General features: G+C 57.1%; 28 protein-coding genes and 2 tRNA genes. 14 read left to right on the top strand and 16 right to left on the bottom strand.

The features are described from left to right. Positions 1-179: 179 nt before the first annotated feature. Together VN577_09970 and VN577_09965 are read left to right on the top strand one after the other, a co-directional pair. The gene (locus tag VN577_09970; protein ID HWR15145.1) at positions 180-809 is read left to right on the top strand and encodes a hypothetical protein; all 630 of its coding nucleotides are present in this window, start codon (positions 180-182) and stop codon (positions 807-809) included. A gap of 39 nt (positions 810-848) precedes the next feature. Then, the gene (locus tag VN577_09965; protein HWR15144.1) at positions 849-1,136 is read left to right on the top strand and encodes a hypothetical protein; all 288 of its coding nucleotides are present in this window, start codon (positions 849-851) and stop codon (positions 1,134-1,136) included. Here VN577_09965 and VN577_09960 read toward each other — a convergent pair whose 3' ends face one another. From VN577_09960 to VN577_09925, 8 genes are all read right to left on the bottom strand, one after another. Further along, on the bottom strand, positions 1,137-1,568 hold the full coding sequence (locus VN577_09960) for a hypothetical protein (protein HWR15143.1): 432 nt from the start codon (positions 1,566-1,568) through the stop codon (positions 1,137-1,139). It abuts the gene before it with no gap. Then, entirely contained in the window at positions 1,549-1,701 is a 153-nt protein-coding gene (locus tag VN577_09955; protein ID HWR15142.1) for a hypothetical protein, read from the bottom strand. The genes VN577_09960 and VN577_09955 overlap by 20 nt, the downstream gene beginning before the upstream one ends. Continuing rightward, positions 1,698-1,823 carry a hypothetical protein gene (locus VN577_09950; GenBank protein ID HWR15141.1) on the bottom strand — a complete coding sequence of 42 codons (126 nt, stop codon included), beginning with the start codon at positions 1,821-1,823 and terminating at the stop codon, positions 1,698-1,700. Before VN577_09950 ends, VN577_09955 begins: the two co-directional genes overlap by 4 nt. Before the next feature lie 38 nt (positions 1,824-1,861). Beyond that, on the bottom strand, positions 1,862-2,134 hold the full coding sequence (locus VN577_09945; protein ID HWR15140.1) for a hypothetical protein: 273 nt from the start codon (positions 2,132-2,134) through the stop codon (positions 1,862-1,864). Further along, positions 2,131-2,310, bottom strand: a complete 180-nt coding sequence (locus VN577_09940) for a hypothetical protein (GenBank protein ID HWR15139.1) — start codon at positions 2,308-2,310, stop codon at positions 2,131-2,133. Before VN577_09940 ends, VN577_09945 begins: the two co-directional genes overlap by 4 nt. Next, positions 2,303-3,361 carry a hypothetical protein gene (locus tag VN577_09935; GenBank protein ID HWR15138.1) on the bottom strand — a complete coding sequence of 353 codons (1,059 nt, stop codon included), beginning with the start codon at positions 3,359-3,361 and terminating at the stop codon, positions 2,303-2,305. Before VN577_09935 ends, VN577_09940 begins: the two co-directional genes overlap by 8 nt. A gap of 393 nt (positions 3,362-3,754) precedes the next feature. Then, the gene (locus tag VN577_09930) at positions 3,755-4,609 is read right to left on the bottom strand and encodes a tyrosine-type recombinase/integrase (GenBank protein ID HWR15137.1); all 855 of its coding nucleotides are present in this window, start codon (positions 4,607-4,609) and stop codon (positions 3,755-3,757) included. Between the two features lie 56 nt (positions 4,610-4,665). After that, a tRNA-Pro gene (locus VN577_09925) sits at positions 4,666-4,742 on the bottom strand. Positions 4,743-4,786: 44 nt separating this feature from the next. Between VN577_09925 and VN577_09920 the strand changes: the two genes are divergently transcribed. From VN577_09920 to VN577_09905, 4 genes are all read left to right on the top strand, one after another. After that, a complete protein-coding gene (locus tag VN577_09920; protein HWR15136.1) occupies positions 4,787-5,341 on the top strand; it encodes a 2'-5' RNA ligase family protein in 555 nt (184 codons plus the stop codon). Positions 5,342-5,493: 152 nt separating this feature from the next. Further along, a complete protein-coding gene (locus tag VN577_09915) occupies positions 5,494-6,765 on the top strand; it encodes a nucleotide sugar dehydrogenase (GenBank protein ID HWR15135.1) in 1,272 nt (423 codons plus the stop codon). A gap of 76 nt (positions 6,766-6,841) precedes the next feature. Beyond that, positions 6,842-6,916 (top strand) — tRNA-His (locus VN577_09910). Positions 6,917-7,062: 146 nt separating this feature from the next. Continuing rightward, a complete protein-coding gene (locus VN577_09905; GenBank protein ID HWR15134.1) occupies positions 7,063-7,407 on the top strand; it encodes a hypothetical protein in 345 nt (114 codons plus the stop codon). Positions 7,408-7,424: 17 nt separating this feature from the next. Here VN577_09905 and VN577_09900 read toward each other — a convergent pair whose 3' ends face one another. The 5 genes from VN577_09900 to VN577_09880 all read right to left on the bottom strand — a co-directional run bounded on the left by VN577_09900 (position 7,425) and on the right by VN577_09880 (position 11,422). Continuing rightward, the gene (locus VN577_09900) at positions 7,425-8,033 is read right to left on the bottom strand and encodes a hypothetical protein (protein ID HWR15133.1); all 609 of its coding nucleotides are present in this window, start codon (positions 8,031-8,033) and stop codon (positions 7,425-7,427) included. 60 nt (positions 8,034-8,093) lie between these two features. Beyond that, positions 8,094-8,591, bottom strand: a complete 498-nt coding sequence (locus VN577_09895; GenBank protein HWR15132.1) for a carbonic anhydrase — start codon at positions 8,589-8,591, stop codon at positions 8,094-8,096. Positions 8,592-8,597: 6 nt separating this feature from the next. Continuing rightward, positions 8,598-8,927 carry a 4a-hydroxytetrahydrobiopterin dehydratase gene (locus VN577_09890; GenBank protein ID HWR15131.1) on the bottom strand — a complete coding sequence of 110 codons (330 nt, stop codon included), beginning with the start codon at positions 8,925-8,927 and terminating at the stop codon, positions 8,598-8,600. Positions 8,928-9,094: 167 nt separating this feature from the next. Beyond that, complete coding sequence (locus VN577_09885; protein ID HWR15130.1) at positions 9,095-10,222, bottom strand: PP2C family protein-serine/threonine phosphatase; 1,128 nt, start codon at positions 10,220-10,222, stop codon at positions 9,095-9,097. A 72-nt stretch (positions 10,223-10,294) separates the two neighbouring features. Further along, complete coding sequence (locus VN577_09880) at positions 10,295-11,422, bottom strand: DUF6569 family protein (protein ID HWR15129.1); 1,128 nt, start codon at positions 11,420-11,422, stop codon at positions 10,295-10,297. Between the two features lie 139 nt (positions 11,423-11,561). Between VN577_09880 and VN577_09875 the strand changes: the two genes are divergently transcribed. From VN577_09875 to VN577_09845, 7 genes are all read left to right on the top strand, one after another. Continuing rightward, positions 11,562-12,443 (top strand): sigma-70 family RNA polymerase sigma factor, encoded by an 882-nt coding sequence (locus VN577_09875; protein HWR15128.1) that lies wholly within the window; start codon positions 11,562-11,564, stop codon positions 12,441-12,443. Between the two features lie 50 nt (positions 12,444-12,493). Next, positions 12,494-13,771, top strand: coding sequence for a YCF48-related protein (locus VN577_09870; GenBank protein HWR15127.1), 1,278 nt, complete (start codon positions 12,494-12,496; stop codon positions 13,769-13,771). Positions 13,772-13,799: 28 nt separating this feature from the next. Continuing rightward, positions 13,800-16,091, top strand: a complete 2,292-nt coding sequence (locus VN577_09865; protein ID HWR15126.1) for an LptA/OstA family protein — start codon at positions 13,800-13,802, stop codon at positions 16,089-16,091. After that, a complete protein-coding gene (gene lptB / locus VN577_09860) occupies positions 16,092-16,820 on the top strand; it encodes an LPS export ABC transporter ATP-binding protein (GenBank protein HWR15125.1) in 729 nt (242 codons plus the stop codon). 15 nt (positions 16,821-16,835) lie between these two features. Further along, complete coding sequence (gene rpoN / locus VN577_09855; protein ID HWR15124.1) at positions 16,836-18,614, top strand: RNA polymerase factor sigma-54; 1,779 nt, start codon at positions 16,836-16,838, stop codon at positions 18,612-18,614. A gap of 233 nt (positions 18,615-18,847) precedes the next feature. Then, complete coding sequence (gene raiA, locus VN577_09850; GenBank protein HWR15123.1) at positions 18,848-19,459, top strand: ribosome-associated translation inhibitor RaiA; 612 nt, start codon at positions 18,848-18,850, stop codon at positions 19,457-19,459. 150 nt (positions 19,460-19,609) lie between these two features. Then, positions 19,610-20,581: a VWA domain-containing protein gene (locus VN577_09845; GenBank protein HWR15122.1), complete on the top strand. Its 972-nt coding sequence runs from the start codon at positions 19,610-19,612 to the stop codon at positions 20,579-20,581. 770 nt (positions 20,582-21,351) lie between these two features. On the opposite strand, the gene feoB is transcribed toward VN577_09845, so the two are convergent. Beyond that, positions 21,352-23,235, bottom strand: a complete 1,884-nt coding sequence (gene feoB / locus VN577_09840; GenBank protein ID HWR15121.1) for a ferrous iron transport protein B — start codon at positions 23,233-23,235, stop codon at positions 21,352-21,354. A gap of 1 nt (position 23,236) precedes the next feature. Further along, positions 23,237-23,533 (bottom strand): FeoA family protein, encoded by a 297-nt coding sequence (locus VN577_09835; GenBank protein HWR15120.1) that lies wholly within the window; start codon positions 23,531-23,533, stop codon positions 23,237-23,239. 239 nt (positions 23,534-23,772) lie between these two features. Between VN577_09835 and VN577_09830 the strand changes: the two genes are divergently transcribed. Then, entirely contained in the window at positions 23,773-24,888 is a 1,116-nt protein-coding gene (locus VN577_09830) for a deoxyguanosinetriphosphate triphosphohydrolase (protein HWR15119.1), read from the top strand. 1 nt (position 24,889) lies between these two features. On the opposite strand, the gene VN577_09825 is transcribed toward VN577_09830, so the two are convergent. After that, positions 24,890-26,896, bottom strand: a complete 2,007-nt coding sequence (locus VN577_09825; protein HWR15118.1) for a protein kinase — start codon at positions 26,894-26,896, stop codon at positions 24,890-24,892. Between the last annotated feature and the right edge of the window lie 94 nt (positions 26,897-26,990).

Here is a 26,990-nt window from a genome sequence, read left to right as displayed (position 1 = left end):
GGGCAGCCAGACGAAATTTCGTCTGACGGCATGGCGTCTAGGTCGAGAAGCGCCCCTTCTAGCTGATGCCTCAGGCAGTCGTGGCCATTTGGCCACAGTTACGAGTAGTTACTTTCGAGGCATAAGCTTCAAGCCTCAGTGAGCCTCTGCCTAATCAAATCCCCAAATGCGGCTGTATATTGGCCCGCATGAACGGACACCAGCCTGACGACCTAAAGCGGATTGCCAAAGACGTTCATCTTCTCGCATCGCCTTTCCGACTTTTGCAACAACTCTTCGCTGTCACCATCGGCGTCCTGTTCGCCCCGGTGCTGCTGGTCTGGTTGCTGATCGCCAGCCACCTTGATCCATCCAGCGTTGGCATCGCCATGGTTCCAATCGGCGTATTTGGGCCTCTCGTCTTTGCGGTGTGGTTCGCGGGAGTCGTGCGTTGGGTCGAGCGCAAGAACGAGAAGTATCCCGAACTCGGCAGCCGGGCAGGCAAGAGCCGTGCTTCCAGCCTCGCTGCATACTTCGTGGGCGTTGGTTATCTCGGAGTGTTGGTATCGCTCATGCTTCCCGTGCATGGACTCGCAGCGTTGTGGGCGTTGGTGATCGGGTTGTTTAGCCCGGCGATCCTGTTTGCCGTTGTTCGTGTCCTGCGGAACACAGACATGCGTCCTACTCCTGTGAGATCGACCAAACCTGATAACCGCATGGACGCCAACGATCTCGAAATGCTCGCCAAGAAACTTGAGATAGGCGCTCCGCTCACCGAGAAGGAACAGGCATGGATGAAGGCGACCGAGAAGTACCGGAAGGGGGAATAGTGGCTGCTCCAGAGTTCAGCATGGTGAATACCAACCGACATGGCTATGAACGATAAGATCGCAAACATCGAGAAGAAGATCGCCCGTATACGCAAGCAGATCGAGAGCGCCAAGACTGCCGCAGAGCGGAAGCGTTTGAACGCGCAGCTTGTCGAGTTCATCTGCAAACAACGTCCAGTCAAAGGTCAATACGTGCGTGACAGCCATAACCGCCGATGGACGGTGATCCGCGTTGATGTGCAGGATGAGGGTTTCTTTGCCGAGCGCGGTCGATCTACTCGCTTCGTGTCGTGGGAACTATTCGAGAAGTATTGGCGGCTGGAGTAGCTACTTCCGGTTCCGGTTCTTCGCCCATTCCTCGAAACCTTCGAGCGTAGCTTCCTTGGCGAAATACTCTTCCTTCAGATCGTCCAACTTCTCGCGCTCACGACGGGCCTTCCACGCCGCGAAATCCATGTCCGCGTCCGCCACGCTGGTGCGCGTCTCGAAGAAGTCTTCGAGGTCGGGCTCTTGCATCTGGATCAGCCGGGAATAGTACGGGATGAAATCGTTATTGATGTCGTAGTCGCCGCCGAGACGCTTGATGCGTCCAAGGTTGAAGCGGATCACGCTGAAGCAGGCCGTGGGTGACCAATGCTTGCGACCATTCTCGACTTCCTCGCGGCACAGCTTCACGGCGTAGTTGTAGACAGCCGGGTTCGCTGCGTGGAACGCAAGGAACTCTTCGTATGTGTTTTGCCTAATTGCTGCGGTTGCCATGTTTCTTGTTCCTTCTGCGTAAGATACTGTTCAAAAGACGGGCCATCTCTTTTGACCCATCCTTGCGGTCGTACTTCGCCTTGCAAAGTTCGAGCGTCACGTCGTCGATGTCCTTGGTGCGGATCAGTTTCATTGCTCTGCATCCTTGCGCTTGGCTTCTTCCAGAGCGTCATAGCAGTCCGCGCACCACCACAGCCGGATTTCCCGCACGACACCAGCTTTCCGGTCATAGCCGTGGATAACGATGTAGTCCACGCCGGGTTTCTCACAGCCAACGGTTGAGCATTCCTGTCTCATTCGACCAACCAATCGGGCGGTTCCCATGTCTTCTGATAATCATTGAGCTTCGCTTCCGTCCAACCTTCGGCTTCCAGACGGGCCATCATCCTTGCTCGATCCTCTGGTTCCATCAAATCCTCGCCGTAGCACCAGAAGTGTAAGTCGCACAACGATGCACGCTTCTCTCGGTAGTGGCAGCCGCACGATTCCCTGTGAGTGAATTCTGTGTTGAAGTCAACCTCGTCCACGTCATGTCCAACGGTTTCCCACATCTCGTCTTCTGTCATTTCTCTTCCTCCAATTCACATCCGCACGTCCAGTGCATGTTGCCTCCACCAAAGCCGAACGGCTGAAGCGGCTCACCACACTCCGAGCAAACTGGCTTGCCCTTCCTGACCACGACCTTTGGCGCGTAGCTGTGACCACGCTGCCGAATGATTTCCAAACTGATCTTCTTAGCCATTGCCACACTCGCAGTCATACTTCTGGTAGTGACACCCCGGACATTCATCAGCCATCTCGTTGTGAGGCGGGGCAATTTCCGGTTCCGGCACAGTCACCGGGTCAGGCACATGCCCCATCTTCGTGAGGTAGGCAGTGTGAGCCTTCCGTTGCCATGCTTGAGCGTTACGCAGGGTGCGGTCGAAGTTTTCGTAGAAGTACCGGAAGTCTTTCCAGACGACCCCTGCGGTCTTCGGGCAAGCGAAGATCAGTTCAATTCCTTGGTAGACCACGTCGTACCCTTTGTGCAGGAACAGATCAGCAGCGCGTGCCTCGTCCATGTCGTCATCGAAGCTGAGGCCCGTGCGAGTGTTCCATTGGTCATGCAGCGACATGATCCATGCCCGGTAGCCAAGAGGATCATCCCTACGCTCATGCTTGAATGCCTCATAGCTTTGCTCAAGAGTCATCGCGGGGTTGATTGAGGACATCAGCGAAGGCGAAGCCTGAGCGTCTTCCTTCCTTCCTTCCTTCTTTCCTTCCTTTTGGTTTTTGGTTTCTCCGGTCTTCCGTTTCCCGTCTCTCTTCTCCCTTCTTGTATAGTCTGACCCCACCGCTGACTCCTCAGGTGACTCCTCAGGTGACCCCACCGCTGACTCCTCATCCGCAGGCTCAACGTCAAAGCCTTCGCAGATGTCTGCGAATTTCTCAACAATCTTGGCGTTTTTCGTGAAGGTCAGCACCTTGCCATCATCTGCACCAGCAGTTGCGAGGTATTTTTGGACGTGAAAAATGTAAAGACTGCGTCTGCCGGGGACAATTTCCCGCACGATGTAGTTTTTCTCTTCGAGTCCGCGAAGGGCACGCCCGGCCATATCCTCGCTGATTTGACTGTCTGACCAGAAGCAAATGGCTCTGGCGTTGATCTTGCCCGATCCGGTAGCTTTGTCGGCGAGGGCGAGAAGAATATGGAAGACCACAAACTCAGTGGTCGTCATGAGTCCGGTCTGATAGTGGGTGAGCAGTCCGCGCCGGACTTTTACCCAACCGTTGAGGTTAATGTCTTGTGCCATGATCACTGTTTTCGTCACCGTTTGAGATTTAGCCGGGGCGGGAAACAGTGACGAAAACCCGCCCCGGTGTCCTTGGAGCTTCTTTGGCAAGAGCGCCCTTCGGACTGGCCTTACCCGGTAATACTCAAAATTGGGTGAGACCAAGTTTTGTGCTTCTACTGATGGACTCCTGTAGCGACGAAATTTCGCAAACATGTGATTTGCTGGTCAGCTACTTGGATTGATGAAGGTCAAGGGGGAAAAGTTAGAGGCCGGGAAATAAAGGTCAAAACGAGGGTCTGCTGCATCTAAGCCGTTTTCACAGCGGTTGTCGGTAGCGGGAAATAATTGATCCAAAATTTCCGACGAATTAGATAGAAAGAGGCCCGGATCGGGTTCCGGGCCTCTTTTCTTTTAGTGCGCGGCAGCCAGCATGGAGACTCGCTGGTGGACGGCTTGCAGGTCGGACGTTTGGAGGTTGGAATAGCGGCGGGTCATCTCAAGGCTGGAGTGACCGAGCGCACGTTGAAGGTGAAAGACCGATCCGCCCGACCGTAGGTAGTTCAGAGCGAACGAGTGGCGGAATGCGTGGATCGTCCTCGCCGGAATCTTGATCTTCAAATTCGTGCAGAGGTTCTTAACGTCACGCAAGACCACCCGCTTACCGAGTTTGTTCCCGGTGCGGGTCTGGAAGGCGAGGAACGACCCTTCCGACTTCTGCTTCCACTTGAACAGGAATCTTCGAAGCTCGAACGAGAACGGCACCTTGCGCTCTTTGTCGCCCTTGCCCCGGACGGTGATCAGCAGGTTGTCCAAGTCCACGTTGTCCCATTTCAGATCAAGCGCCTCGTTCAGACGGACTCCGGTATCGGCAAGCAAGAGCACGAGCGTCTGGAGGCGCTGCCGGGACTTGGTCTTCGGCTTCCAGTTCATGAACTTCTTGATGTCGTCCTGCGAGAACGTCGGCAACACGCATTGCGGCTCTTTCAATTTGGATACTCGATGGTGTTTGCACATCGGACTGCATTTGATATTCGAGTTCCCGGAGGCCCAATGCAGATACGCATTGATCGCACGGATGCGGTTGTTGCATGAGGTTGCCTTCAATCCCTTCTGGCGCATGCGCATGACGAACGCCTTCAGATCGTCTTCAGTGGGATCAGGGGTGCCGAGCCATTTCAATGACTCTTTGTACCATTCGATTGTGCGCGGACTGACGTTGGCGAGGTACTGACGTTCTTTGCAAAACTGCTCGAACTTAGCGTCCATTCATTCCTCCTAAGCAGGGGTGCATTTGAGGAACCAGAATTCGCTAAGTTGTTGAATGGTCGGGGCGATAGGATTTGAACCTACGACCCCCTGCGCCCAAGGCAGGTGCGCTACCAGGCTGCGCTACGCCCCGACTGCTCGATTATATCGAACCTGCGCCGTATAATTGCCCTTTCCTTGCAAGATTCGCCCCAATACGCCCTCGTCGCTTACATCCGCAACACCGTCGGACAGTTTGTCGAGAATCTCCGGGCCGAGCTTCATCCGCCGCACGCCCATCTCCCGGCGCATATCACCATCCTTCCGCCCCGCCGTCTAGCCGGCACTGAAAGCGAAGCCATTTCCGTCCTTGAACGCCTCTGCCCTACCGTTTCGGCTTTCGATGTTTCCCTCGGCGACGTCGAAAACTTCATGCCGATCACACCCACGGTATTCATCCGCGTAGCATTTGCGGCGTACCGTCTTCGCGAACTCCACGACGCCCTCAACACCGGCGCACTACGTTACAACGAGCAGTGGCCCTACATGCCGCACCTCACCATCGTGAAGCTCGACACCATGGAATCCGCAGCAAGCGCGCTCCGTATTGCCCGCGAGCGCTGGGCGAACTTCCACGATCCGCGCAAAGTGAAAATCCAGGAGCTGACTTTCGTCCGACAGGGCGAAGATTGCGACCACTGGATCGATATCGCGCCCGTCCGTCTCGGCCAGCATCTCGCTCCCACCCGCTAGTACTCGCCAAGGTTCATGGACTATCGCGCGTACATGTCCTTGTTCTTCGTTGCGGATGAACTCTGCGTAAGGCTAAAACACTAAGGTCGCTAGTTCAGGTGCCCTCCCCCGAATAATCGCACCTCGCACGAACTTCCAACGAGGTCCTCAGTATGCAGATCGGTGTTTATGGTTCCGGGTATCTTGGCAGCGTCATCTCCGCATGCATCGCGGATTTTGGACTGCCCGTCACCTGCTTCGACGAGCGTTCGGAGCGTATCCGCGAGGTCGCTCAAGGCCGCATTCCATTCTTCGAAAAGAATCTCGACGAAGTGATTCGCCGCAATGTTCGATCCGGACGCCTGCTCTACTCCACTGACCTCTCGTCCGCCTCGCAGCGCGCACAGGTGATATACCTCGCCGAAGACGATCCGTCGCAGATCGATGGTCTCGCACTAAAACTGGCGCAACTGGCGCGGCCGCGGACTGTTTTCGTCATCAGCAGTCCGGTTTCGGTCGGCACGGCATCGAAGATCCAGGAACTCTTCATCAAGATGGGTCATGGCCACCACGCGGTGGTTTCGCAGCCGCTCTTCTTCACCTCCGGTTGTGCCGTGGAAGACTTTAACTGGCCCGATCGCATTTTGCTCGGCACGCTATCGAGCGAAGCCGTTATGACTTTGAAGCAGATCTATCGTCCGCTCGTGATGCGCGGTGTGCCCGTCATCGTGACGAATCACGAAACGGCTGAACTCGTGCGCGAAGCGTCGACAGCGTTCGTGGCGACGAAGATCGCTTTCATCAACGAGATCGCCTCGCTCAGCGAGCATGTAAAGGCCGACGCAGTCGACCTGGCGCTCGCGCTTGGGCTGGACAAGAAGATCGGCCCACGGTGCTTGCAGCCTGGCGCGGGATTTGGCGGTCCATTCGTAGAGGCCGACATGGATTCGCTGGCCCAGTTGGCGACCGACAAGGGAGTCGCTCTCCAGATCTTGGGTGCGGCGCGGCAGGTGAACCAGTCCATGCCGGAACGCATCATCAGCAAGATCTCCTCCATGCTCGACAGCATCGACGGCAAGGAACTTGGCATTCTCGGCTTGGCGTTTAAGCCAAATACCAACTCCATCGCCGGGTCATCGGCACTTTCGCTGGCGCGTGACCTCATCAGCCGCGGCGCCAACGTTCGGGCCTATGATCCAGTCGCAACGGATGCCGCTCGCTCAGCCATTGAAACCCTGCACTGCTGCGACAATGCTTATGCAGCCGCAGAAGGCGTGGACGCGCTGGTTGTTGGCACCGGATGGCCGGAGTTCCGCGCGCTCGATTTCAGCAAGATCAAGAAATTGCTGAAACGTCCGATCATCGTGGACACCAAGAACTTGCTCGACTCTCATCGCCTCCGCTCCATGGGCTTCCAATACGTGGGAGTCGGTCGGGCGTCCTAGATCGCCAAAATGCCCTGAAAAGCCGGTCGTTCGCGACCGGCTTTCTTATTGTCCCTGCTATAATGGTTGGCGAACGGTGGGTATAGTTCAGTGGTAGAACTCCGGACTGTGGCTCCGGCTGTCGTGGGTTCGAATCCCACTACCCACCCCAAAAGATTCAATCACTTAGAGCAGTAACACCCTGGTTGGCGATCGTCCCGCGCGATCGCGTTTGTGTTTTAGACGGCTGCATACCCTTCGTACTATCCCTCTGGTTATCTTCAGTTCCCGTCCGGCTCCGGATATCGTTGTATCCAAATGGCAACATCTGGCCAAACACAGCTGCAACCGCCCCGTGAGCGAGTCGGATACGAGATTACGTACGGCTCGGCCCGCGAACGCGTGGGTTACAACGTCAACTACATAACGCCGCGCTGCGTAAAAGGTGTGGACATTGAGCCACTCTGGAAGCGCCCGGCAACCGAAGCAAACATCGGATTGCTCGTGTTCGGCGGCGGCGCAATCTGGGCCACGCAAGTCGAGACCATTCAATTCTCGAACATCGTGCACTTGCTGCTCACGCCGGGCCCGCTGGAGATCTCAGCAATTGGTCTCCTTGTGTGGCTGCACGCAAAGTGGCGCCGGTCAGTTCGGGTGCGATAAGAGTCCCACAATCACTCTCAGGCTCGGGCGGTCGAAGCTTTTGCTGATCCCCTGCCGGAGAGAAGTGCGATGACGGTCCCCGCAGCGAGGAATCCAACGAACTGCATGGTCATATAGCCCAACGTGTACGAAGTAGGGAAGCCATACCAGTTCCAGTAGGACATATTGGTGGAAACCGCTGCTATCGCTCCAACCACGCCGGCCGCGATCAGGCGACAACCGAATGTTTTGAAGTCTCCGACAGAAATCACCAAGGCGAGGAGCAACGACTGCACCAGTTCAAACGCGAATTCGTTTCCTAGCTGGCCGGGGGTCATCGCCTTCTGTCCAACCGGGTGATAGATGAGGAGTCCCGACGGATACTTATCCAGCCGCTCCTGGTAGTTGGTCATCGCGTCTCGTCTCTGGGATTGACTCGCGCCCTTTGGGAGTCCCATTCCAGGAAACATGTACATGCCCTGCGCGGAGCCAAGGTTCGACTGCATAGACGCCAGCACGTCATGCTCGTTGGGAATCTCGCTGATACCCAGTTCGCCCAGCGGAGTGGCCATGTGGGCGATGGAATTCCAGGCGAACATCGCGACTGCGCCGAGTATTCCTGCCAGAAATACGCGCTTCAGGGTCATCGAAACCCTCCGATGACCGCGTATCATATCAATTCAGTCAAATAACGCCATTGCCTTCGTTTACCGGGAAACTTCTTTCAGTTTGCCGGTCTTCACATCGAACACAAATCCGCGGATTTTCAGTTCTTTCGTGACCCAGCTGTGTTCGTCGAGTTTGGCGAGTTGTTCGCGCACATTCCTTTCGACATCCGTAAAAGCATGGAATCGCACCGGGGAACTCGGCGGCAAGCCAGCCTCGCGCTCGACGGTTTTCTGCATGTCGTCTTCGCTGGCCTTCATGAGTCCGCAGTCGGTGTGATTGATGACCATGACCTCCGTGGTGCCGAGGAAATAGTGCGACACCAGCAAAGAACGAAGGGCGTCTTCGGTGACGATGCCGCCGGCATTTCGGATGAAGTGCGCGTCCTGAGGCTTCAATCCCAGTGCTGCCAGGGTAATGCGCGTATCCATGCACGCGAGCACCGCCAGCTTCATCTGCGGACGCGGTGAAATCAATTGCGGATCGTAGTTGAGTGCGAACTGCGCGTTGTTTTGAAGGACTTTCTCGATTGTGCTCATGGCTGTTCAGGAAATCACGTTGTCTATCTTGGCGGCGAGGATGAAGTCGCTCTCGGTGAGCCCATCAACCTTGTGTGTCCAGATGGTAATCTCCGCTTTGCCCCAAGCCAGGTAAATGTCCGGATGGTGGCCTTCGGTTTCCGCAACCTCTCCTACCTTGTTCACAAAAACCAGGGCGGAAACGAAGTCTTTGAAGGTAAAGGCACGTTTCAGGTGATGTTCATTCACGATTTCCCAGTCGGGCACTTGTGCATGAAGTTCCTCGAGTTCTTTCCCCTTCAAGGCCGGGATACCGCCACGGCATGGTACACACGACTTCTCTGCCAATTCGGACATAGGCTTCACCCCACTCTGAACAATTATCCTGCCTCATGACCCGTACAGACGGCAAACTTACCGGGTGGGCGCAGAATGGCAGCCACTGGTTGCGAGTGGTGGAGTTCGTGTCGAGTTTCCGGGAATCTGTGAAGCAGGATAGATTCAGTACATCAGGGAAGAGCGGATCATGTTCTCTTGATGACAAAGACGGTTTTGTCATCAATGACATCAGCTTCACCTATCTCACGCAGATGCTCATCGTGCTTCACCGCCTCTTGCAGGAGTGCCTGGCAAATCTCTTTCGCCGATCCGTCCTTGTGCTCGCACATGACTCGCTCAAGCCGGAGCCGGTCATCCATATCGAGACCGTCGTAGACGCCGTCGGTGTATAGCACCAGCATGTCTCCAGGACTCATCAGCTTGATTTCGGCAACATCCGAGGAATTAATCTCCTTCGCCCTCATCCCCATGGAGTAGTACTTGTTCCTGTCGGGATGGTCATCCGGAATCCCGAGACCGAGCGCGAGGAACTGCACCATATGCTCCGCCTGGAGCTCTACAAACTTGCCGAATTCAGCGGAGAACACCAGCGGCGAAGGGTGTCCGAAATTCACAAACCGGAACTGCCCACCGGGGCGGATTTCGCCGTAGAGCATGGTCGCGATCTCGCGGGCATTATCTTCGGAACTGCGGCCGAGTGCGTTGCGCGCCGTAACGGATTGGGCAAGACGCAGGTTGAGATTGCCAAACAACTGCGGTGTCGTTTTGCCGTTCTGGTCCAGGTCCGAAAGCATGAACGCGTGGAAGGTGTCGTGTACCGTCGAAGCGATCTTGGCGGATATGATGCCGTGCCCTTGGGCGTCCACCAACAGCACTCCCGCGGTGGTGAAGAGGTCGTGGAGGTTTTCGGCGACTCGTAGTTGTTCCGAACTCTTTGCTCTTCGATACTCAGCGGCAACTGCGGAAGTGTAATCCGCCTTGGTCTTGAGCCACTGCACGTGCTCATCGACCGAATTCCTGATTGGCATCCCTGGCGCCAGAGGCTCCAAGTACTCCTTCGCCCGCCTCAGAGCGGCGGCGATGCGTCCGTCGATGTTGTAGCGCTGCTGAAAATTGATGTATTCGAAGAGGTCGCCGCCCACACTGCCGGCCGGGATGGAATCGCCGTACATGTCGATGCCGTCGATGTGAGGGATCCCGCCCTCAACCGGCATCAGTCGTTTGCGGAGATATTCATCGATAGTCGGTGCTGGTACCGCCACAGGTTTCATGTCCTCTTGTCCGGCGACAAACTCGATTATACGGACGAGCAAAAATGAAGCTCTGTGGGGGTACGCAAAAAAGCCCGGCTCACACGGCCGGGCAGTTCAAGGAGGGGCACCGCACTATCGCTGCATCATGGGTCTGGGCTTCACATTCCAGGCCACTTGATCTTCTTTCATCTTGGCCAAGTGAACGGTGAAGTTCGTTCTCGGCAGCAGCGACGTCAGTTCGAATACCTTATAGTCGCCGCCCGTAATTTCTGCATGACGATACAGGCCAGGTTCCGTTTCCGCGGTCTCGTGGGTACCGTCCAAGCGATTCACAAACATCTGCGCCTCCGACTCAGTCACACGGCCACCACCAGTGCCCTGAGTCATCGCTTCGGCGGCATACGAACGCACGAGCTTCGGCCAGTACTTTGCGAGTAGTTCGTTGCTGGCAAAAATGTCGGCCCAGAGGATCTGCCCGTTCACGGCTACCACCACTCCGACCGCATTCTTCGCACGCAACTCCTTCATCAGCGACTGATAGTTCTTCCTGATGGGCGCTTCGATTTTGTCCAGTTCGCGTTGGACCGACTCGTTCTCCATTGCAGCGGCGTATGAACTTGTTCGGCCTACCTCTGGCGCCGCTTCGGGAACATTTTGCATAACACGTGCCTTTGAATCGTTTACGGCACTCCATACCTGTTGCTGGTCCTTCCGCGCCATCGCATTCGCGCGAACATTGGGCTGAGCGATCCCGGCAAATCCGCCGAACTTCTCGGTGCGCGCCGTCCAGCGGCCGGGCTCAACGCAAAACACTCCGAGATCGACTGGGTCGCTCTCCGCCGGCACGATTCTGTCCTTTGCGATCACTCGGTCCTGCTTCCCGCCGGTCACGATCTCTCCGGCAAGCAATAGCAGCGGACGCTTCGAGTTATTGACCAGCATGAGCGTGTTTACCTGCGCGCCATCGTGTCGCGGCATCGGACGCCGGCGGCGGATCAACGGCTGTACGCTGCCCGACTCCGTCACCACCACCTCGCCGCTTCGTAAACCTTCATCGAGGGTGATGAACATGCTGGTATCCATCTCGCTTTTGGTGACAACGGGGAAGATCAGGAGATTACCGCTGCTGAGTGGTACCAGAACTCGATACGAAGAAGAAGGGTAAGAGGGAGTCTGTCCCGCCTGGAGTTTCAGCGAAATTGCCGAAGCCAGCAACATCGCCACGATGCAAAAGCCAAGAAACCACTGGGCCCGTTTCATAACGTTCACCATTCATCCCCGGAGCGGTTTGGTTGAGGCGGCCATCCCGCCCCGGGGCGCCTTCGGGTTTCCCTTTCTGGTAGCTGAACGTCAAACCCTGTCGGACTTGCAGGAAATCTTGTTACCCTAACCAAGGCGCATGAGCGGAACTCCACAAACTGCGGTCAGGCCTGAAGTTATGGCAGCGGTGTCGGCAGTAGCAGCCAGCCTCTACGACCGCTCGCGGGCCACATCGTTCTCCGTCGCCGCCGATGAATTCCGTTCTTGGCTGTCAGCCATCGCGCAGAAGTACCTGCCCTCGGACGCTACGCACAAGGAAGCCGAAGACCTGCTTACCAGCTTGCGTGTGGAAGACCTCGTCCTGGCAAGGGCCTGCGCCGCTGGTAATGAGCGTGCCTGGGAACAGTTCATGGCACGGTTCCGTGAACTGCTTTACGACACGGCCCTCGGGATCGTGCGCGAGGCGTCGCAGGCCAAGGACCTCGCCGACTCTATCTACGCCGACCTGTATGGCATGACTGAGCGCGACGGGCAGAGAGTCTCGAAACTTAGCTCGTATACCGGGCGCGGTTCACTGGAAGGGTGGCTGCGCACAGTTATCGCGCAGGAGTTCGTCAACCGGTACCGGTCAAAGAAAAGACTGGTCAGTCTTGAAGAGGAGCAGGAGGAAGGTGCTCAGTTCCAAGCACCTGAGAGCGTACCCGCCTCGTCCCCGGATTCGCGTGTAGATTCCGCCATTTCCGAGGCATTGGCCGCTCTCGATTCCGAATCACGGGTGATCTTGACGGCGTATTATCTGGACGGGCGCAAGTTGGCCGAGATCGGCAGGATGCTCGGTTTCCACGAGGCGACCGCCAGCCGCAAGCTCGACCGCATTACCAACGCTCTTCGGAAGGCGATCCGGGAGAACCTTCTCAAGCGCGGCATGACTCGCCGCCAGGTGGACGAAGCTCTCGAATCCGACGTACGCGACCTGAACGTCAGCGTCCGCGAAGGGCTCGCGCAAGAAAAGGGTGGTTGAGCGTTCCATAAGTAAGAGGTTTCCGACCAGGGCACTCAACGAAAGCAACCATGACTGGCTTCTCCAATCCGGAACGTCGCGGCCTTCAGCAGATGCAGGCAGCGGGGGCGGCACATCCAGATGCCGACCTGCTCACAGCCTTCTCTGAGCAGACGCTGACCGCCCGCGAACGTCAGCAGGTGCTTGCGCACCTGGCGACTTGTGCAGAGTGCCGGGAAGTGATCGCGCTTGCCGCTCCGCCTGTCCCCGAGACGGCATCGGTTGCAGAAGCCCGTCCGGCGTTTTGGAAGTGGCCTGTGCTTCGCTGGGGAGCGGTTGCCGCGAGTGCCGCCTTGGTGTTGGTGATTGTTTCGGTGAACACGATTCAGCGCAAACAGGTTGAGCCGCAACACTCGATGGTGGGCGCCAAGACCGAACCCACTGCTCCGATCCCGATGTCGAAGGCGCCATCCGCTGCCGACCTGAATCAGCCGGAAGGAGCACCGGCGTCGGCTGACAAAGGCGCAGTCGCCGGGTTGCAGAAGCCTCAGGTTCGCTATGAGAAGTTGCCGGCGGAGTCACCCTCTTCATCGGAAGAGATTGCCGCACGGGTGGATAGGGCTCGAGATCTCTCGGCTGCCAACGTCGAAATGACGCAGGCGAAGGTCGCCGCTGAGACGGCAGCAGCAGTTCCCGCGCCTCCTCCGCCAGTTGGACGCCCTGAGACTGCTCGAGTCGGCGGTGCGAACATGAACATGGCGATGGCGAATATCCGCACAGAAAGCCGGAACGACGCCGACGCTTTGGCCCAGAAGAAGGAAGTTCCGATTGCACCGCAAGCTCAAGCCGCCCCACAAGCCGACACATTCGCCTACAGCGTAGCTCCTCCTGCGCAGGCGAATGTCGAAGCGCAGTTCAAGTCCAAGCCAAACCTCCAGGGTGGCGCAGCGCCGATGGCTGCGGCACCAGGGCGGCAGGCACAAGGCCTCGCCAAGGCTCGCCAGACGAGGTACGCAGCACCCACGAACTGGAACATCTCTTCCGACGGATACCTCCAGCGCTCGTTTGATCACGGCCTGACTTGGGAACGAGCTTTGCCGGAGCAGAAATTCAGCGCAGTGGCGTTCATCCGTAATTCGATCTGGGCTGGTGGAGCGAAGGGTGTGCTGATGCATTCCGCGGATGCCGGTCAAACATGGGCGCCGATTTCTCCGGCCTCCGCGGGCGCGACCATCCAGGGTGATATCACAGCCATCCGCTTCACGGACGCGAACCATGGCTTAGTTTCCACGTCTACGGGCGAGACTTGGTCTACCGCTGACGGCGGCTCCAACTGGACGAAACAGTAGTTTCCTTGCTGAACTAAACTAGATCTTCATGTCTCTCGACACTCGACGGCTCCGAAAGTGGTTTGCCATCGCGATCACAGCGCTGCTGCTGGTGGTGATTGGCTTCTACGCCCGCAACTATATTGCGCGTTATATGCTCGAGAGAACGATCACGCGAAAAGCCGAGAAGCTCGGAATCGACGTTCAGCAGAGCACAACGGACTTCTCCTTTTCGAAATCCGAAGGTGGGCGCACCATATTCACGGTCCGCGCCTCCAAAGCCGTCCAGGTCAAGAGCGGTCGCGCTGAACTCCACGAGGTGAACATTGTCATTTACGGCCGCGACAATGACCGCTTCGACCAGATTTACGGTTCTGACTTCGAGTATGAGCCTTCCACGGGCGAAATCTCCGCGCGCGGAGAAGTCCATATCGATCTTCAGGGAGTCGCCGACAGAGGGGCGCGGCCGGACCAGGCTCCTCCCAAGGAATTGCGCAACACGATCCACCTTAAGACCAGTGGACTCACGTTCAACCGGAATACGGGACTTGCGCAAACGAATAACCGAATCGAGTTTCGCATTCCGCAGGCAAGTGGCTCCGCCATGGGCGCCATTTACGACTCACGCGCCCAGAAGCTCACGTTGAGATCGCAAATAGAAGTCATCCAAATGGCTGAGCAGACCGGCGAACCCAGCGGTCGCCTCAACGCCTCCCACGCGGTATTCACAAATGAGCCACGGCGGATGAACTTTTCGGACGCGCGGGTCACACGCTCCTCCGGCGATATTTCCGCCCGGCAGCTCATCGTCTTTCTACGGGACGACAACTCCATCGATCGGCTGGCTGCGTCAGGTGGTGTTGTCGCGAACACCACGGGCAAGAATGCCACGCATGCAACCGCACCGGCCGGCGAAGTCGTGCTCGATGCGCGCAATCAGATAAAGACCGCGCAGTTGACCGGAGGCGTCAGCATGAACGCCGAGGGCGATCAGCCCATGCACGGTACTGCCGGACGCATGCTGCTGGATTTTGGCGCTCAAAGCCGCCTCCAACGGGTCCGCGCGGTTGAGAACGTCCGATTCGTCCAGAATCCGCCCCGCAATAAATCCGATGGTCAGTCGATGGCACTCACTTCGGATGCCGTCTCATTTACGCTGGAAGGTTCAGGGCGACGTCGCGCCGAAACCGGCGGTCCGGCGCAGATCACCCTCGCCAGCGCCACTGCGTCCACCCCATCCAAGAACTCCAGCACCACCGTAGCGACCGCTGGGCGATTCGTAGCGGACTTCGATCGGCGCGGACGGCTTGCCAACGTCACTGGCTCACCGAACGCGCGAGTCGTTTCATCCACACCGGGCCAGCCGGACAAGACCACCTCTTCCGACATCCTGACCCTGCGGATGAATCCCGCTGGTGGTCTTGACGGCATCGTTCAACAGGGCAACTTCCATTACATCGAAGCGGCCGCCAAGAAGGGCGAAACCAGTACCGAAGCGTTCGCCGAACGCGCCACCTACGATCCGCAAACCGAACTGTTCGTACTGACCGGATCGCCGCGCGTCACCGATGCCGGCGCCACCACCACCGCGGACCGTATGCGCATCAATCGTCGGACGGGAGACGCGGTTGCCGAGGGTTCCGTCAAGACAACCTATTCGCAACTTGAAGCCCAACCAAGTGGCGCTTTACTGGCTTCATCCGACCCGATCCATGTTACGGCGACGACGATGACGGCCAGGCGCTCCGAGGAAAGCGCACGCTTCTCAGGCGGCGCGCGGTTGTGGCAGGGCGCGAACATCGTGGAAGCTCCCACTATCGAATTCAATCGCGGCAAGCGGACGGTTGTTGCGCAGGGAAATCCAAGTCGTCTGGTCTCGACGGTATTTGTGGAGCAGGCCGAAAAAGGAAAACAAACACCGGTGAACGTGACCGGCCAGCGCCTGACCTACGCCGACTCGCAGCGTCAAGCCAAGTTCGAGGGCGGGGTGGTGATGCGGAGCGTTCATGGGACAGTCACCGCGAATCAGGTGACCGTGTTTCTTCAACCCCGTAACAAGACAGCCGCTCCCACCGAGAAATCAGCCAGTGAACTCGACCGGGTAGTTGCCGAAGGGCGGGTGGTCATCCAGCAGCAGGCACGGCGGGGTACGGGAAATCGCCTGACCTACGTTGCCAAGGACGGCAGTTTTACGCTGACCGGCGGTCCGCCTAGCATTTTTGATGCCGAACACGGCAAAGTTACCGGGGTTTCGTTGACTTTCTTCAGTCGCGATGATAGGGTGCTGATTGAGGGCGGGGAATCCGCTCAGAGTGTCACCAAAGCTAGAGTTATCAAGTAGATGCAGACACTGGCGACCGAAGAAATTGGCAAAACGTACAAGGGTCGTCGGGTCGTAAATGGCGTCAGCTTACACGTCTCTCAGGGTGAGGTCGTCGGCCTCTTAGGTCCGAACGGCGCCGGCAAGACCACATCGTTCTACATGATTGTGGGTCTCACGCCTCCCGATTTGGGACGAATTCTGCTGGACGGGGCTGACATCACTTCGGTGCCGATGTATCTACGGGCCCGAAATTATGGGATTAGCTATCTCCCCCAGGAGCCGTCAGTTTTCCGAAAATTGACGGTAGAAGAAAACATCCTGGCAGTGCTGGAGGCTCAACCGATCTCCTGGCACGAACGCAGGGAGCGCATGGAACGGTTGATCGAACAGCTCGGGTTGGGCCATATCCGGAAGAATCGTGGATACGCCTTGTCCGGTGGTGAACGGCGAAGAGTTGAAATCGGACGCGCTCTTTGCATTTCCCCGAGCTTTATTCTCCTCGACGAGCCGTTCTCGGGTATTGACCCAATCGCCGTCGACGACCTGCAAAAGATAATCTTCGATCTCAAGAACAGCGGGATCGGCATTTTGATCACCGACCATAACGTCCGTGAGACGCTATCGGTCACAAACCGTGCTTACATCATTAACGAAGGGAAGATTTTCCGCACCGGAACACCCGAGGAACTCGGCAACGACCCAGAGGTCCGGCGCGTCTATCTAGGCGAGAGTTTCTCGCTTGTCTAGATCCGAATAGGCCAAATGGTACTACTGCAGCCCAGACTCAATCTCAAGGTTTCGCAGAAGCAGATTCTGACGCCCGGACTCGTCCAGATGGTTTCCGTCCTGGCTCTGAACAAGATTGAGTTGAAGGACATGATTACCGCCGAGATGGTTGAGAACCCTGTCCTCGAGGAATTCGACGGTTCGGTTCCCCTGCTAGACGAAGTTGCTGCGCGCGAAGAAGATCGAGATCGCGCCACTTCTCCTGCTTCCGACGAGGCCGACCCGGTATTCAAGGGGAAAGAAGACCCTTTTGAACACGTCGACTTCGGCTCATTCTTTCAGGAATATCTCGACCCCGGTTACCGCACCAACAGTGAGATCGAGTCCTACGAGAAGCCTTCGTTCGAAAATTTTCTTTCCAAGCCCAGCACTCTGACCGACCACCTGATGTGGCAACTGGGCGCGATTCACCTGACCGAGCCGCAACGAATCGCCGCAGAACTAGTCATTGGAAACCTGAACGACGACGGCTATCTCGCTGCCACCGAAGACGAGCTCATGACCCAGGCGCTCGTCGATTACCGGGCGCCAAGTCCGGCCGAGCAACTGTTGGCGGACGCTCGCGAAGACACCACGGCCTCTCCGGCTGTGTCCGAAGAAGCTCCGATACTGATTGACGATGGCGAATCTGCCGCGAAGGCAGAGGCACTCCTTCTCGGCATCAGCCCATCCGACCTCGAAGTGCCGATGGAATCGGCTGACCCCGTTGCCATCATTGGCGTTGAGCAACACATTGCTGTGGCCGAAGCTGAGCCAGTTCCAGAACCGGCGCCGGAAGAAGAGGGCCAGCGTTTCTTCACACGTGCCGATCTCCGTCACGCCATCGCGTGTGTCCGGCAGATGGATCCGGTGGGCGTTGCTGCCAGCGATCTTCGCGGGTGCCTACTCGCGCAGCTTCTTTATCACAAGAACCTGAAAGAGGAGACCGGCGTTAACGGCACCACCGAAGAAATCCTGAACGACTCCATCGAGATCGTCCGAAATCATCTGCGTCACGTGCAGATGAAGCAGTTCAAGGAAATTACGAAGGCGATGGGCAGGCCGCTTGAGGCGATTCAGGCCGCACTCGAGTACATCCGTACTCTCGATCCCAAGCCCGGCCTGCGGTACAACGTGGTTGCGCCCCGGCTCATCGAGCCCGATGTCGCTTTCATCAAGCAGGGCGACGAATACTTCGTCATGCTCAACGACGACGACGTTCCGCAGCTCCGGCTGAATACCAGCTACAAGCGGCTGATGAATCGCGACGCGGCTGAGAAGGACGTCCGCAACTACGTCAAGGAACGTTATAAGTCCGCCATTCAGCTCATCAAGAACATCGAGCAGCGTAAGCAGACAATCACCAAGGTCTGCTACGCGATCATCGGGCGCCAGGAGGAATTCCTCGATCAGGGAATTGACTATCTCAAGCCCATGATGATCAAGGAGGTCGCCGAGGAGATCGGTGTCCATCCTTCGACCGTGAGCCGCGCGGTCGCCAACAAGTACGCGCATACGCCTCAGGGCGTCTTTGAATTGCGTTATTTCTTCAGCGAGAGCGTGCAGGGTCCGGAAGGCGGGAATACCTCGCTGCTGATTTTGAAGCGCCGCGTCAAAAAATTGATCGAAGAAGAAGACCCGGCTCGGCCTTTGACTGACGAGCAAATTACCCGGATTCTTCAATCGCAGGGAATCCAGGTCACGCGCCGGACGGTTGCAAAGTATCGGGAAGATATGAAAATTCCCAGTACTCACCAGCGTCGCGTGAAGGACTAAGATTTGTATTTGACGGGAAGTGCTTCGGGGACTAGACTCCCGCAACACTCCTCAAAATGACTCTCCAATCCGAAAGGAAGGTGCGAAACAAGCTGGCAGGACCGGCAAGCCAGTAAACAAAGCTACCTGAGGCGGAGGGAAGGCTCCAGCAAAGGCAGCGAACGTCATTTGGTGATAGTGAACCCAGCGGACGCGGCACTCCTGGCCACGGCCGATTTTTAGGGGGATGATCAATGAACGTTGAGTACACCGGCAGACAGTACGAAATCACTCCTGATATCCGCAAGCAAGTCGAACACGGTCTTAACAAGCTCACCCGAATTCTTGGAAACTCCTTCGAAAGCAAAGTAATTCTCGCCTGTGAAAAGCGCCGCTTTAAGGCGGAGATCACCGTCTCCACCCGCGTCACCCCTGTCGTTGGCGCGGCGGAATCGAATTCAGACATGACCGTCGCCGTGGGCGAAGCGCTCCAGCACATCGAGAAACAGGTGGTAAAGCACCGCACTCGTTGGAGAAACATCAAACGCCAGCCGCGTAAGAAATGGGTCAGCGAAGTTCATACCCAGGAAGTGCAGTCTCAGGAGATGCGCATGGCCGTCGGCGCCAGCGCAGCCACAGCCGTGCCGGTGGTGGTACATAGCTATCCTTCCATCGCACGCGTGACCGAAGCTCACGTCGTGCCCAGTACAGAGTCCGTTTCCATGCGTCCGATGACGCTGGAGGAAGCCGTCAAGGAAGCCGAATTCCGCGACCGCGACGTCTTCGTCTTTCGTGACAATGAGGGCCGAGTCAAGGTCCTCCACCGCAAGAAGGACGGAAAAATGGAACTGATCGAAGCACCTTAATCCGGTTAAGAAGCAGAAGAAGGCCGGTCTCGAAAGGGACCGGCCTTTTGTTTACCGTTACTTACCGTGTACATGACCCTTGGTGCCTACCCATCCCGAGCGGCATCTAAGTAAAGTAATACTTGCCGCTTCAGTCTTAGGAGATCACCCGTGGGATGGAAATTTATGGCCGTCCTGCTGCTGGGAATTCTTGTTCCTTCGCAGTGGGCCCAATCTATCGATAGCAGTAACGACGTGGGCGGCAAGCAGGTCCAGCCAGATAATCAGGGCTCCGACGAAGAGATCCCCACCATTCGCGCTTCCGTGCAGGAAGTGAACGTGATCTTCACGGCCACAGACAAGAAGGGCCGTTTCAAACGTAATCTCACACCCGAAGACCTCGCCGTCTATGACGACGGCAAGCCGCCGGCGGCACTCCGCAGCTTCCGTAGCGAAACCGACCTGCCCTTACGCGTCGGACTTGTCTTCGATGTCAGCGGTTCCATTACCGAACGGTTCACCTTCGAGCAGGAATCAGCAATTAACTTCTTCAACCGCGTCCTTCGCCCACACACGGATAAGGCATTCGTTCTGGCGTTTGACTCCACGCCGTCGCTTACTCAGGACTTCACCGACAACACCGCGCTACTCGCGGCCGGAGTAAAGAAGTTCTCGCCCAGCGGAGGCTCTGCCGTTTATGACGCGCTTCAGGTGGCCGCGGCGAAAAAGTTAATGAATGTTCGTGCCGACCGCCCAGTGCGCCGGATTATCGTCCTTATCAGTGATGGCGAAGACAACCAGAGCCGTGCGACGATCCCTCAGGTCATCGATGCAGCACGCCGCGCCGAAGTCACCATCTACGCGATCAGCACCAACAACAGTCCGACGGTGAGTCGCGGTGACAAACTACTTCGCAAACTGGCGGAAGAAACTGGTGGGCGCGCATTCTTCCCGAACAAGATCGATGACGTTACAAAAGCCTTTGAGACAATTCAGGACGAGCTGCGCAGCCAGTACGCGCTGTCCTATAAGCCGGCCGACTTCACCGCTGATGGACGTTATCGCTCCATCAATATTCAGGCCCGCAGCGACAAGAACCTGATCATTCGCGCGCGCAAGGGATACTTCGCCCCCGCACAATAATTAGCCTCCAGGGCCAGCCCATAACCTCCTGAACTGTACAATTGAGGTATGGGACTGGCCACGAAGAGGTACACCGTAGCAGTGTTGTTGCTGACTACGCTCGCCTTCTCGTTGTTCGTTCCTCTAGTTCCTAACAATTCAACCGCTAACCCACAAACGCACGAATTACTCTTCGTTGCGAAGTCGCAGGGTTCCTCGTCCGCTATAGCTCGGCCGCAGGACTCATCGCAGTTTCACCTGAAATCTGTTCGGAGTCTTCGCTTCGAGTCGATTGCCGAGGCCGCGGTTGCTGCTTTCAGGTCCAACGTTTCATCCTGGCTGGAGCAGGAGTCTGATTCTGTCGTTTGCGCTGTAATCGCACTGGCACCGGCTGTGCCGCGCGCTCCACCCTCATTCGCCCTCTTTCACAGCTAAGCAATACAAAATTCAAAAGCTAATCGCGAATGAGGTGTAATCATGGATCTCACGAAGATCGTTGTAATTTTCTTTTCTCTGATAGCAGTTGCCTGTCTTGTAGCTATCGAACTTAACTCCCGTCGGAACGCAAAGCGGGCAGCGCTGGAAGCCGGCTCAGCCACGTTGGAACCTGAACAGCGCAAGTCGAAGTAAGCGAATGCAAACCCGGTCTGGACATCAATGCGTCCAGGCCGGGCTCATGGAATCAAGCCGGCCTGCAACATTCGTTGAAAACACGTAACCCACGGTCGTGGTCTAGAGAAAAAACGACCTGCGATCGAGGACCGCAGGTCGTCAGGGTTATTGCTGAGCCTTTAGAGAAATATCCTTGTGACCAGGATGTTGGCCGCCAGTGCTCCGGTGTATGCAAGCGTCGTCATGTACGCAAACTGGATGGCCGGCCACTTCCATGAGTTCGTCTCCCGCCGAACGACCGCGAGCGTCGAGGTACACTGCATAGCGAAGGCGAAGAAGATGAGCAGGGCCACCGCTCCCCCGAGCGTCAACTGGGTCTGAAGAGCCTGCTGAAGGCTGAGTTCCTGCGACTGGGGATCAAGTCCGTTGAGTGTACCCAGCGTCGAGATGATGACCTCGCGTGCGGCAATCGAAGTGACCAGTCCGACGCCGATTTTCCAATCGAACCCAAGAGGCCGGATCGCGGGCTCAATCGTGTGTCCAAACTGCGCCACCAGGCTGTTGCCAATCTCCGGAGGCTGTCCGTTCTTCAGCGGAAGGTGAGTGAGTCCCCACAAAATGATCGAGACAAGCAGGATCACCGTACCAGCCCGCAACAGGAACGCTTTCGAGCGGTCCAGCAAGCGCAGCCCAAGCGATTGGAACGTCGGCCAGCGATACGGTGGCAACTCAAGGATGAACGGTGAGTCCTTACTCTTCAGGATCGAAGACTTCAAGATGCGTGCCGTAATCACGGCAGCGATGAATCCAAGCACATATAGCCCAAGCATCGCGGCCGCACGCGATCCGAATACCGGACCAAGGATCTTGTGCTCAGGAATGAATGCGGCAATGATCATGGTGTATACCGGCAGGCGCGCAGAGCACGTCATGAATGGCGCAATCAGAATCGTGGCGATGCGATCACGTTTGTCCTCGATCGTGCGGGTGGCCATGATCGCCGGAACGGCACAGGCATACGCCGAAAGCAGCGGGATGAACGACTTACCGTTCAGCCCAACCTTCCGCATGGTTCGGTCCGTAATGACGGCCGCGCGTGCTAGATAGCCCGAATCTTCAAGTACTCCGATCACCAGGAAAAGAAGCAGGATCTGCGGCAGGAAGACAAGCACAGATGTAACGCCGCTGAAAGCACCATCGATCAGTAGCGACTTGAACCAGCCCTCCGGAAGAACCGAACCAAGCAGGATGCCGGCCGAATTGAGCAGTCCTCCCAGGGCCTCCGAGAGTGGCTGCCCGAGCGTGAATATGCACTGAAAGACGCCGATCACAACCGCGGTGAAGATCAGCGGTCCCCACTTTTTGTCGAGGACAATCGAATCGAGACGCTTGGTCCACACCGACGGAAGCGGCTTCCGGTACGACGATTTGTCGGCCACGGTGCACGCCCACTCGCGGCACCGAGCCACGTCATTGATCACTGGAATTTCGACCGGCTTCGGCGAGTCGGTGCTGGACTTCAGGAAGTTCTCTACCACTTCCAGACCTTCACCCTTTGCGGCGCTGACCAGCGCGACGGGCGTGCCAAGTTCGCGAGCAAGAGCGAGAACGTCGATGTGTCCGCCCTGCGACTTGAGCGAGTCCGCCATATTGAGGAGCACCAGCGTCGGCAGGCCGACCGCAATCACGCGTGCAGCTAGTACCAGGTGCCGGTTTAGATTCGTGGCGTCAAGGATCAGGATGATGGCGTCGGGCTTCGGCGTGCCGGGCATGTCGCCGCGCAGCACGTCCACGGTCACCCGTTCGTCTTCGGATTTTGGCGTGAGGCTGTAGATGCCGGGAAGATCAATCAGCGCGATCTCTTTGCCCCGGCCCGTTCGGAGATAGCCGATATGATGCTCAACGGTGACACCCGGGAAATTCGCGACTTTCTGTCGTAGTCCGGTCAGTCGATTGAACAGCGTCGATTTGCCGGAATTGGGTGGCCCAACGATGGCAACGGATTCAATCTTGTTTCGGGATTTTGCGGGGGAGGGGATCCCAAGATCGACTACGGCACCCATGTCATCCCTGCGTCCGGTACATCTTGGGGATTACGGTGACGTTGGCGCTCACATCGGAACGTAGGGCGACATTGGAACCGTCTACGTTGTACACACGCGGGTCGCCGCCCGGCCCGCTCTTTCCTACGGTAACCTCCACCCCGGGAATGAACCCTAGGCACATCAGGTGTTCCGCGGTTTGGTGCGGGAGGTCGATTCCGGCGAGAACCGCGAGATCACCCTCGCGCAGTTCAGCCAATGGGACGGAGCGGTCTCTCTCTGGGGTCTGCATGTCGCCTTGTTCGAAATTGAAAATCATTTTCAATATCATAATTATCCGCCCCTGGAAGAGAATGGGCAACTACCAAAGTCACACTGAAACGTGACATGGCTCACTCGTAGGCCGTCGCAAAATACCGTCCGCGTAACCCTTTTATTCATAAGAGGATAGGCAGTTCCCAAATTGGAACTCATGAACAAAATTTCTTTCGTAACTCCTTGCTGCAATAGGAGTGCGCGGCCATCGATACCGTCTTTTCGATTTGTTACACTCCACCCATGCTCGCCGACTACGCGGTGCGAGTCGAACAATCTCGCGGACGCCGACATCCCGAAACTCCGCACCCGTACCGCAACGACTTCCAGCGCGATCGCGATCGTGTGATCCACGCACGTGCGTTTCGTCGCCTTGAGGACAAGACCCAGGTTTTCACCGATAAGGTCAGCGATCATTTTCGCAACCGCCTGACGCACACCATCGAGGTAGCGCAAATCTCGAGAACCATCGCGGAGCAGTTGGGCCTTAACGTGGACCTGGTGGAAACTCTGGCATTGGTACACGACATCGGACATCCACCCTTCGGCCACGCCGGAGAGAAGGCCTTGGACGAGTGCATGAAACGTCACGGCTTGTCCTTCGATCACAACCTGCACGCGTTGCGTATCGTGGAGGACTTTGAACTGCGCTATGCCGCATTTCGCGGACTGAACCTGACTTTCGAGGTTCGCGAAGGTATCATCAAGCACTCGCGTGATTATGCTCCGGCAGCATACCCGGGATTGCGCGAATACTTACTGGACCAGCGTCCGCCGCTGGAGGCCCAGTTGATCGACCTGACGGACGAGATTGGATACAACACCGCGGACCTGGATGACGGCTACGAGTCTGACATCCTGACTGTGCCGCTGATTTGCGATGGCGTACCGGCGTTTAAAAAGTTCTACAACATCGCGGAAGCAAGGTTCCCCGATGCAATGGAAAAGCTGAAGTTCAATGAGGCGCTGAAGATCTTCTTCAACGAGCTAGTGACGGACTTGATTGAGAACACTCGAGCACGGATACGTTCCGCAGGTGTTTGCAGCCTGGACGATGTTCGCCGGTATCCGGAGCGGTTGGTGCAGTTCAGTCCTGCAGTGGATGAACACCGCCGCCAGGTTAAAGAGTTCCTCTACGCGAACCTTTACTACAGCCGCGAATTAAAGCCGGACAAGTCACGGGCGGAGGAAGTCGTCGCCGAGCTCTTCGAGTTCTGGATGGAGCACCCGGACGATCTTCCTTCAAGCTACCAGTCCAAGTCGCAGACAGAGAGCCTTGCACGTGTGGTATGTGATTACATCGCGGGGATGACGGACGGATTCATCGACGCTCAATACCAGAAGTACTGCGCAAAGTGATCTATCGCTGGCGCAGAAGGACCTCATCCAGTTCCACCACTTTTCCTTCTTCCACTTCAACGATTCGAGAAACTGGCCGAAAACCGGTCTTTTTCACCAGGACGTTATACCTTCCCGGCTTTAGTGGCAGCCGTGCCGGCGTGGCAGAGCTCAAATCCGTGCCATCCACTGTTACCGTTGCGGAGCGCGGACGAGTCCTCACCTGGATCATGCCATGGCCTGGAGGAATCTCCCCTGTGATGGGAACCCCACGCAGGCGTGCCAAGGCGGCAAGACCGGGCGAGTCAGGTTGCAAACCGGAGGAGATATCTACGGAGTTACGGGCGCGCAACTGGGGCGATAAGTTGACCTCGCCACCAGGAGCAGCACTGGTTACAACGTCGACCGGTTCGAATCCTTCCAGGCGCAAGGTGACGCGATGCTGTCCCGGCTTGATCATCATCTGGGCCGGAGTTCGGCTGCCGGTGGCCACCCCGTCGATTAGTATTTCCGCGCCATTGGGTAAGCTGGCAATGTTGTAGATGGCATTGTCGCCAGCAAGTTGGAAGTCGACAACGGTCTTCTTACGCGGCACAACTTCCACAATGCGTGTCTGCGCAGGCAGCCCCGGTGCGTTCGCGGTGAGCGTGTGTGTGCCTGCCTTCATCGGGGGTGCGTTGAACGGTGTGACAAACCACTCCTGAGACACCCCATCGATAGATACGTGAGCGCCGGATGGATTGGAAGTGATACGTAAATCCCCAATTCCGCTGACCTGCACCTTTTCTGATGTTGACAGTTGCTGCTCGACCTGGCGCTGTATGTCTGCGGCCAGTTCCTGCGCCTGTCGGATCTTCTCAGCAGGAATCTGCGGCACAGGAGGTGCTGGAACTTCAGACGGCGGCGCGGGCGTGGACTGCTGAACCGAGGGGGCCGATGGCGGTGTCGAGCGGAAGGAACGAATCGCGCTCGCGCCGACGATTAGCAGGGCAGAGAGTATGCCGAACACCACCCACATTCGCTTCGCTGGAGGCTTGTGTTGCTGAGCACCGCGAATATCGATGGCCGAGGTAGGCGCATCGGGAGAGACCTGAACCGCCGTTCCCGTTTGGCCATTGCCGAGATGATGCGCCCCAAAAACTGGGACCGGCGTGGTCGCCACCGTCGGCGGAGTGATGGGCCGGGGAGGAGCGACATGCCGGGGTTCCGGCACTGAAACGATCTTGTAGCTTTTCAGTGCGGTGGAAAGATCGACCGCCTCTTGATAGCGATCCTCGGGATCTTTCGCCAGGCACTTGGTAACGATCATGCTCAGGCCCGGGTGAATGGTGACGTCGAGTTCACGGGGAGGAATCGGAGTCTCATGAACGATCTTGTAGATGATCGTGGTAACGGAGTCTCCGGTGAACGGACGCTCCCCGGTCAACATTTCGTACAGGACCACACCGGTCGAGAACAGGTCGCTGCGCCCGTCGAGCGCACGGCCCTTCACCTGTTCGGGCGACATGTAGTTCGGGGTACCAACGACTTCGCCGCTATGGGTCAGGCTTGCTCCGGCCTTGGCTATACCGAAGTCGGTGATCTTAACCTGGCCGCCAGCCGAGAGCATGATGTTCGCAGGCTTGATGTCGCGATGAATGACCTTCTTCAGATGCGCGTATTGAAGACCGGCGCAAACCTGAGTTCCGATTTCTACCACTTCCTGTGCGGAAAGAGACTTGCGCTCGGCCAGAAGGGTCGAAAGCGACCGCCCTTCGATAATCTCCATCGCGATGTAAAACACACCGTCGGCTTCACCTGCGTCGTAGATGGTTACGATGTTGGGATGGTTCAGGGCGCCGGCGGCACGAGCTTCGTTGTGAAAACGCCGCAGCATCTCGTCATGCTTGTCGGCATGAATGTCCACCCGCATGGTTTTGAGCGCGACGGTTCGTCCGATATTGGGGTCCATGGCCTTATAGACCATGCCCATGGCACCTTTTCCGAGTTCTCCGACGATTTCGTAACGCCCAATTTTCGCAACGGACATAAGGGTCCCTTCCGGCTGGCACACGAGTGCGTACTCCCGCAATGTCGGATGCTCGAAAGGTACTTTAATTCGTGGAGGCCGGTCAATTGAAGGG

The organism is Terriglobales bacterium (genome assembly GCA_035561515.1).
Classification (GTDB): Bacteria; Acidobacteriota; Terriglobia; order Terriglobales; family Acidobacteriaceae; genus DATMXP01.
Note: the sequence above shows the minus strand (reverse complement) of the source record. Positions and strands in the feature narration are given on the sequence as shown.

Excerpts from the sequence above, each read along its gene's own strand:
- VN577_09965 (HWR15144.1), top strand. The coding sequence starts at position 849 with ATGGCTATGAACGATAAGATCGCAAACATCGAGAAGAAGATCGCCCGT.
- VN577_09960 (HWR15143.1), bottom strand. The coding sequence starts at position 1,568 with ATGGCAACCGCAGCAATTAGGCAAAACACATACGAAGAGTTCCTTGCG.
- VN577_09955 (HWR15142.1), bottom strand. The coding sequence starts at position 1,701 with ATGAAACTGATCCGCACCAAGGACATCGACGACGTGACGCTCGAACTT.
- VN577_09945 (HWR15140.1), bottom strand. The coding sequence starts at position 2,134 with ATGACAGAAGACGAGATGTGGGAAACCGTTGGACATGACGTGGACGAG.
- VN577_09940 (HWR15139.1), bottom strand. The coding sequence starts at position 2,310 with ATGGCTAAGAAGATCAGTTTGGAAATCATTCGGCAGCGTGGTCACAGC.
- VN577_09935 (HWR15138.1), bottom strand. The coding sequence starts at position 3,361 with ATGGCACAAGACATTAACCTCAACGGTTGGGTAAAAGTCCGGCGCGGA.
- VN577_09930 (HWR15137.1), bottom strand. The coding sequence starts at position 4,609 with ATGGACGCTAAGTTCGAGCAGTTTTGCAAAGAACGTCAGTACCTCGCC.
- VN577_09915 (HWR15135.1), top strand. The coding sequence starts at position 5,494 with ATGCAGATCGGTGTTTATGGTTCCGGGTATCTTGGCAGCGTCATCTCC.
- VN577_09905 (HWR15134.1), top strand. The coding sequence starts at position 7,063 with ATGGCAACATCTGGCCAAACACAGCTGCAACCGCCCCGTGAGCGAGTC.
- VN577_09900 (HWR15133.1), bottom strand. The coding sequence starts at position 8,033 with ATGACCCTGAAGCGCGTATTTCTGGCAGGAATACTCGGCGCAGTCGCG.
- VN577_09895 (HWR15132.1), bottom strand. The coding sequence starts at position 8,591 with ATGAGCACAATCGAGAAAGTCCTTCAAAACAACGCGCAGTTCGCACTC.
- VN577_09890 (HWR15131.1), bottom strand. The coding sequence starts at position 8,927 with ATGTCCGAATTGGCAGAGAAGTCGTGTGTACCATGCCGTGGCGGTATC.
- VN577_09880 (HWR15129.1), bottom strand. The coding sequence starts at position 11,422 with ATGAAACGGGCCCAGTGGTTTCTTGGCTTTTGCATCGTGGCGATGTTG.
- VN577_09875 (HWR15128.1), top strand. The coding sequence starts at position 11,562 with ATGAGCGGAACTCCACAAACTGCGGTCAGGCCTGAAGTTATGGCAGCG.
- VN577_09870 (HWR15127.1), top strand. The coding sequence starts at position 12,494 with ATGACTGGCTTCTCCAATCCGGAACGTCGCGGCCTTCAGCAGATGCAG.
- VN577_09865 (HWR15126.1), top strand. The coding sequence starts at position 13,800 with ATGTCTCTCGACACTCGACGGCTCCGAAAGTGGTTTGCCATCGCGATC.
- lptB (HWR15125.1), top strand. The coding sequence starts at position 16,092 with ATGCAGACACTGGCGACCGAAGAAATTGGCAAAACGTACAAGGGTCGT.
- rpoN (HWR15124.1), top strand. The coding sequence starts at position 16,836 with ATGGTACTACTGCAGCCCAGACTCAATCTCAAGGTTTCGCAGAAGCAG.
- raiA (HWR15123.1), top strand. The coding sequence starts at position 18,848 with ATGAACGTTGAGTACACCGGCAGACAGTACGAAATCACTCCTGATATC.
- feoB (HWR15121.1), bottom strand. The coding sequence starts at position 23,235 with ATGGGTGCCGTAGTCGATCTTGGGATCCCCTCCCCCGCAAAATCCCGA.
- VN577_09835 (HWR15120.1), bottom strand. The coding sequence starts at position 23,533 with ATGATTTTCAATTTCGAACAAGGCGACATGCAGACCCCAGAGAGAGAC.
- VN577_09830 (HWR15119.1), top strand. The coding sequence starts at position 23,773 with ATGCTCGCCGACTACGCGGTGCGAGTCGAACAATCTCGCGGACGCCGA.
- VN577_09825 (HWR15118.1), bottom strand. The coding sequence starts at position 26,896 with ATGTCCGTTGCGAAAATTGGGCGTTACGAAATCGTCGGAGAACTCGGA.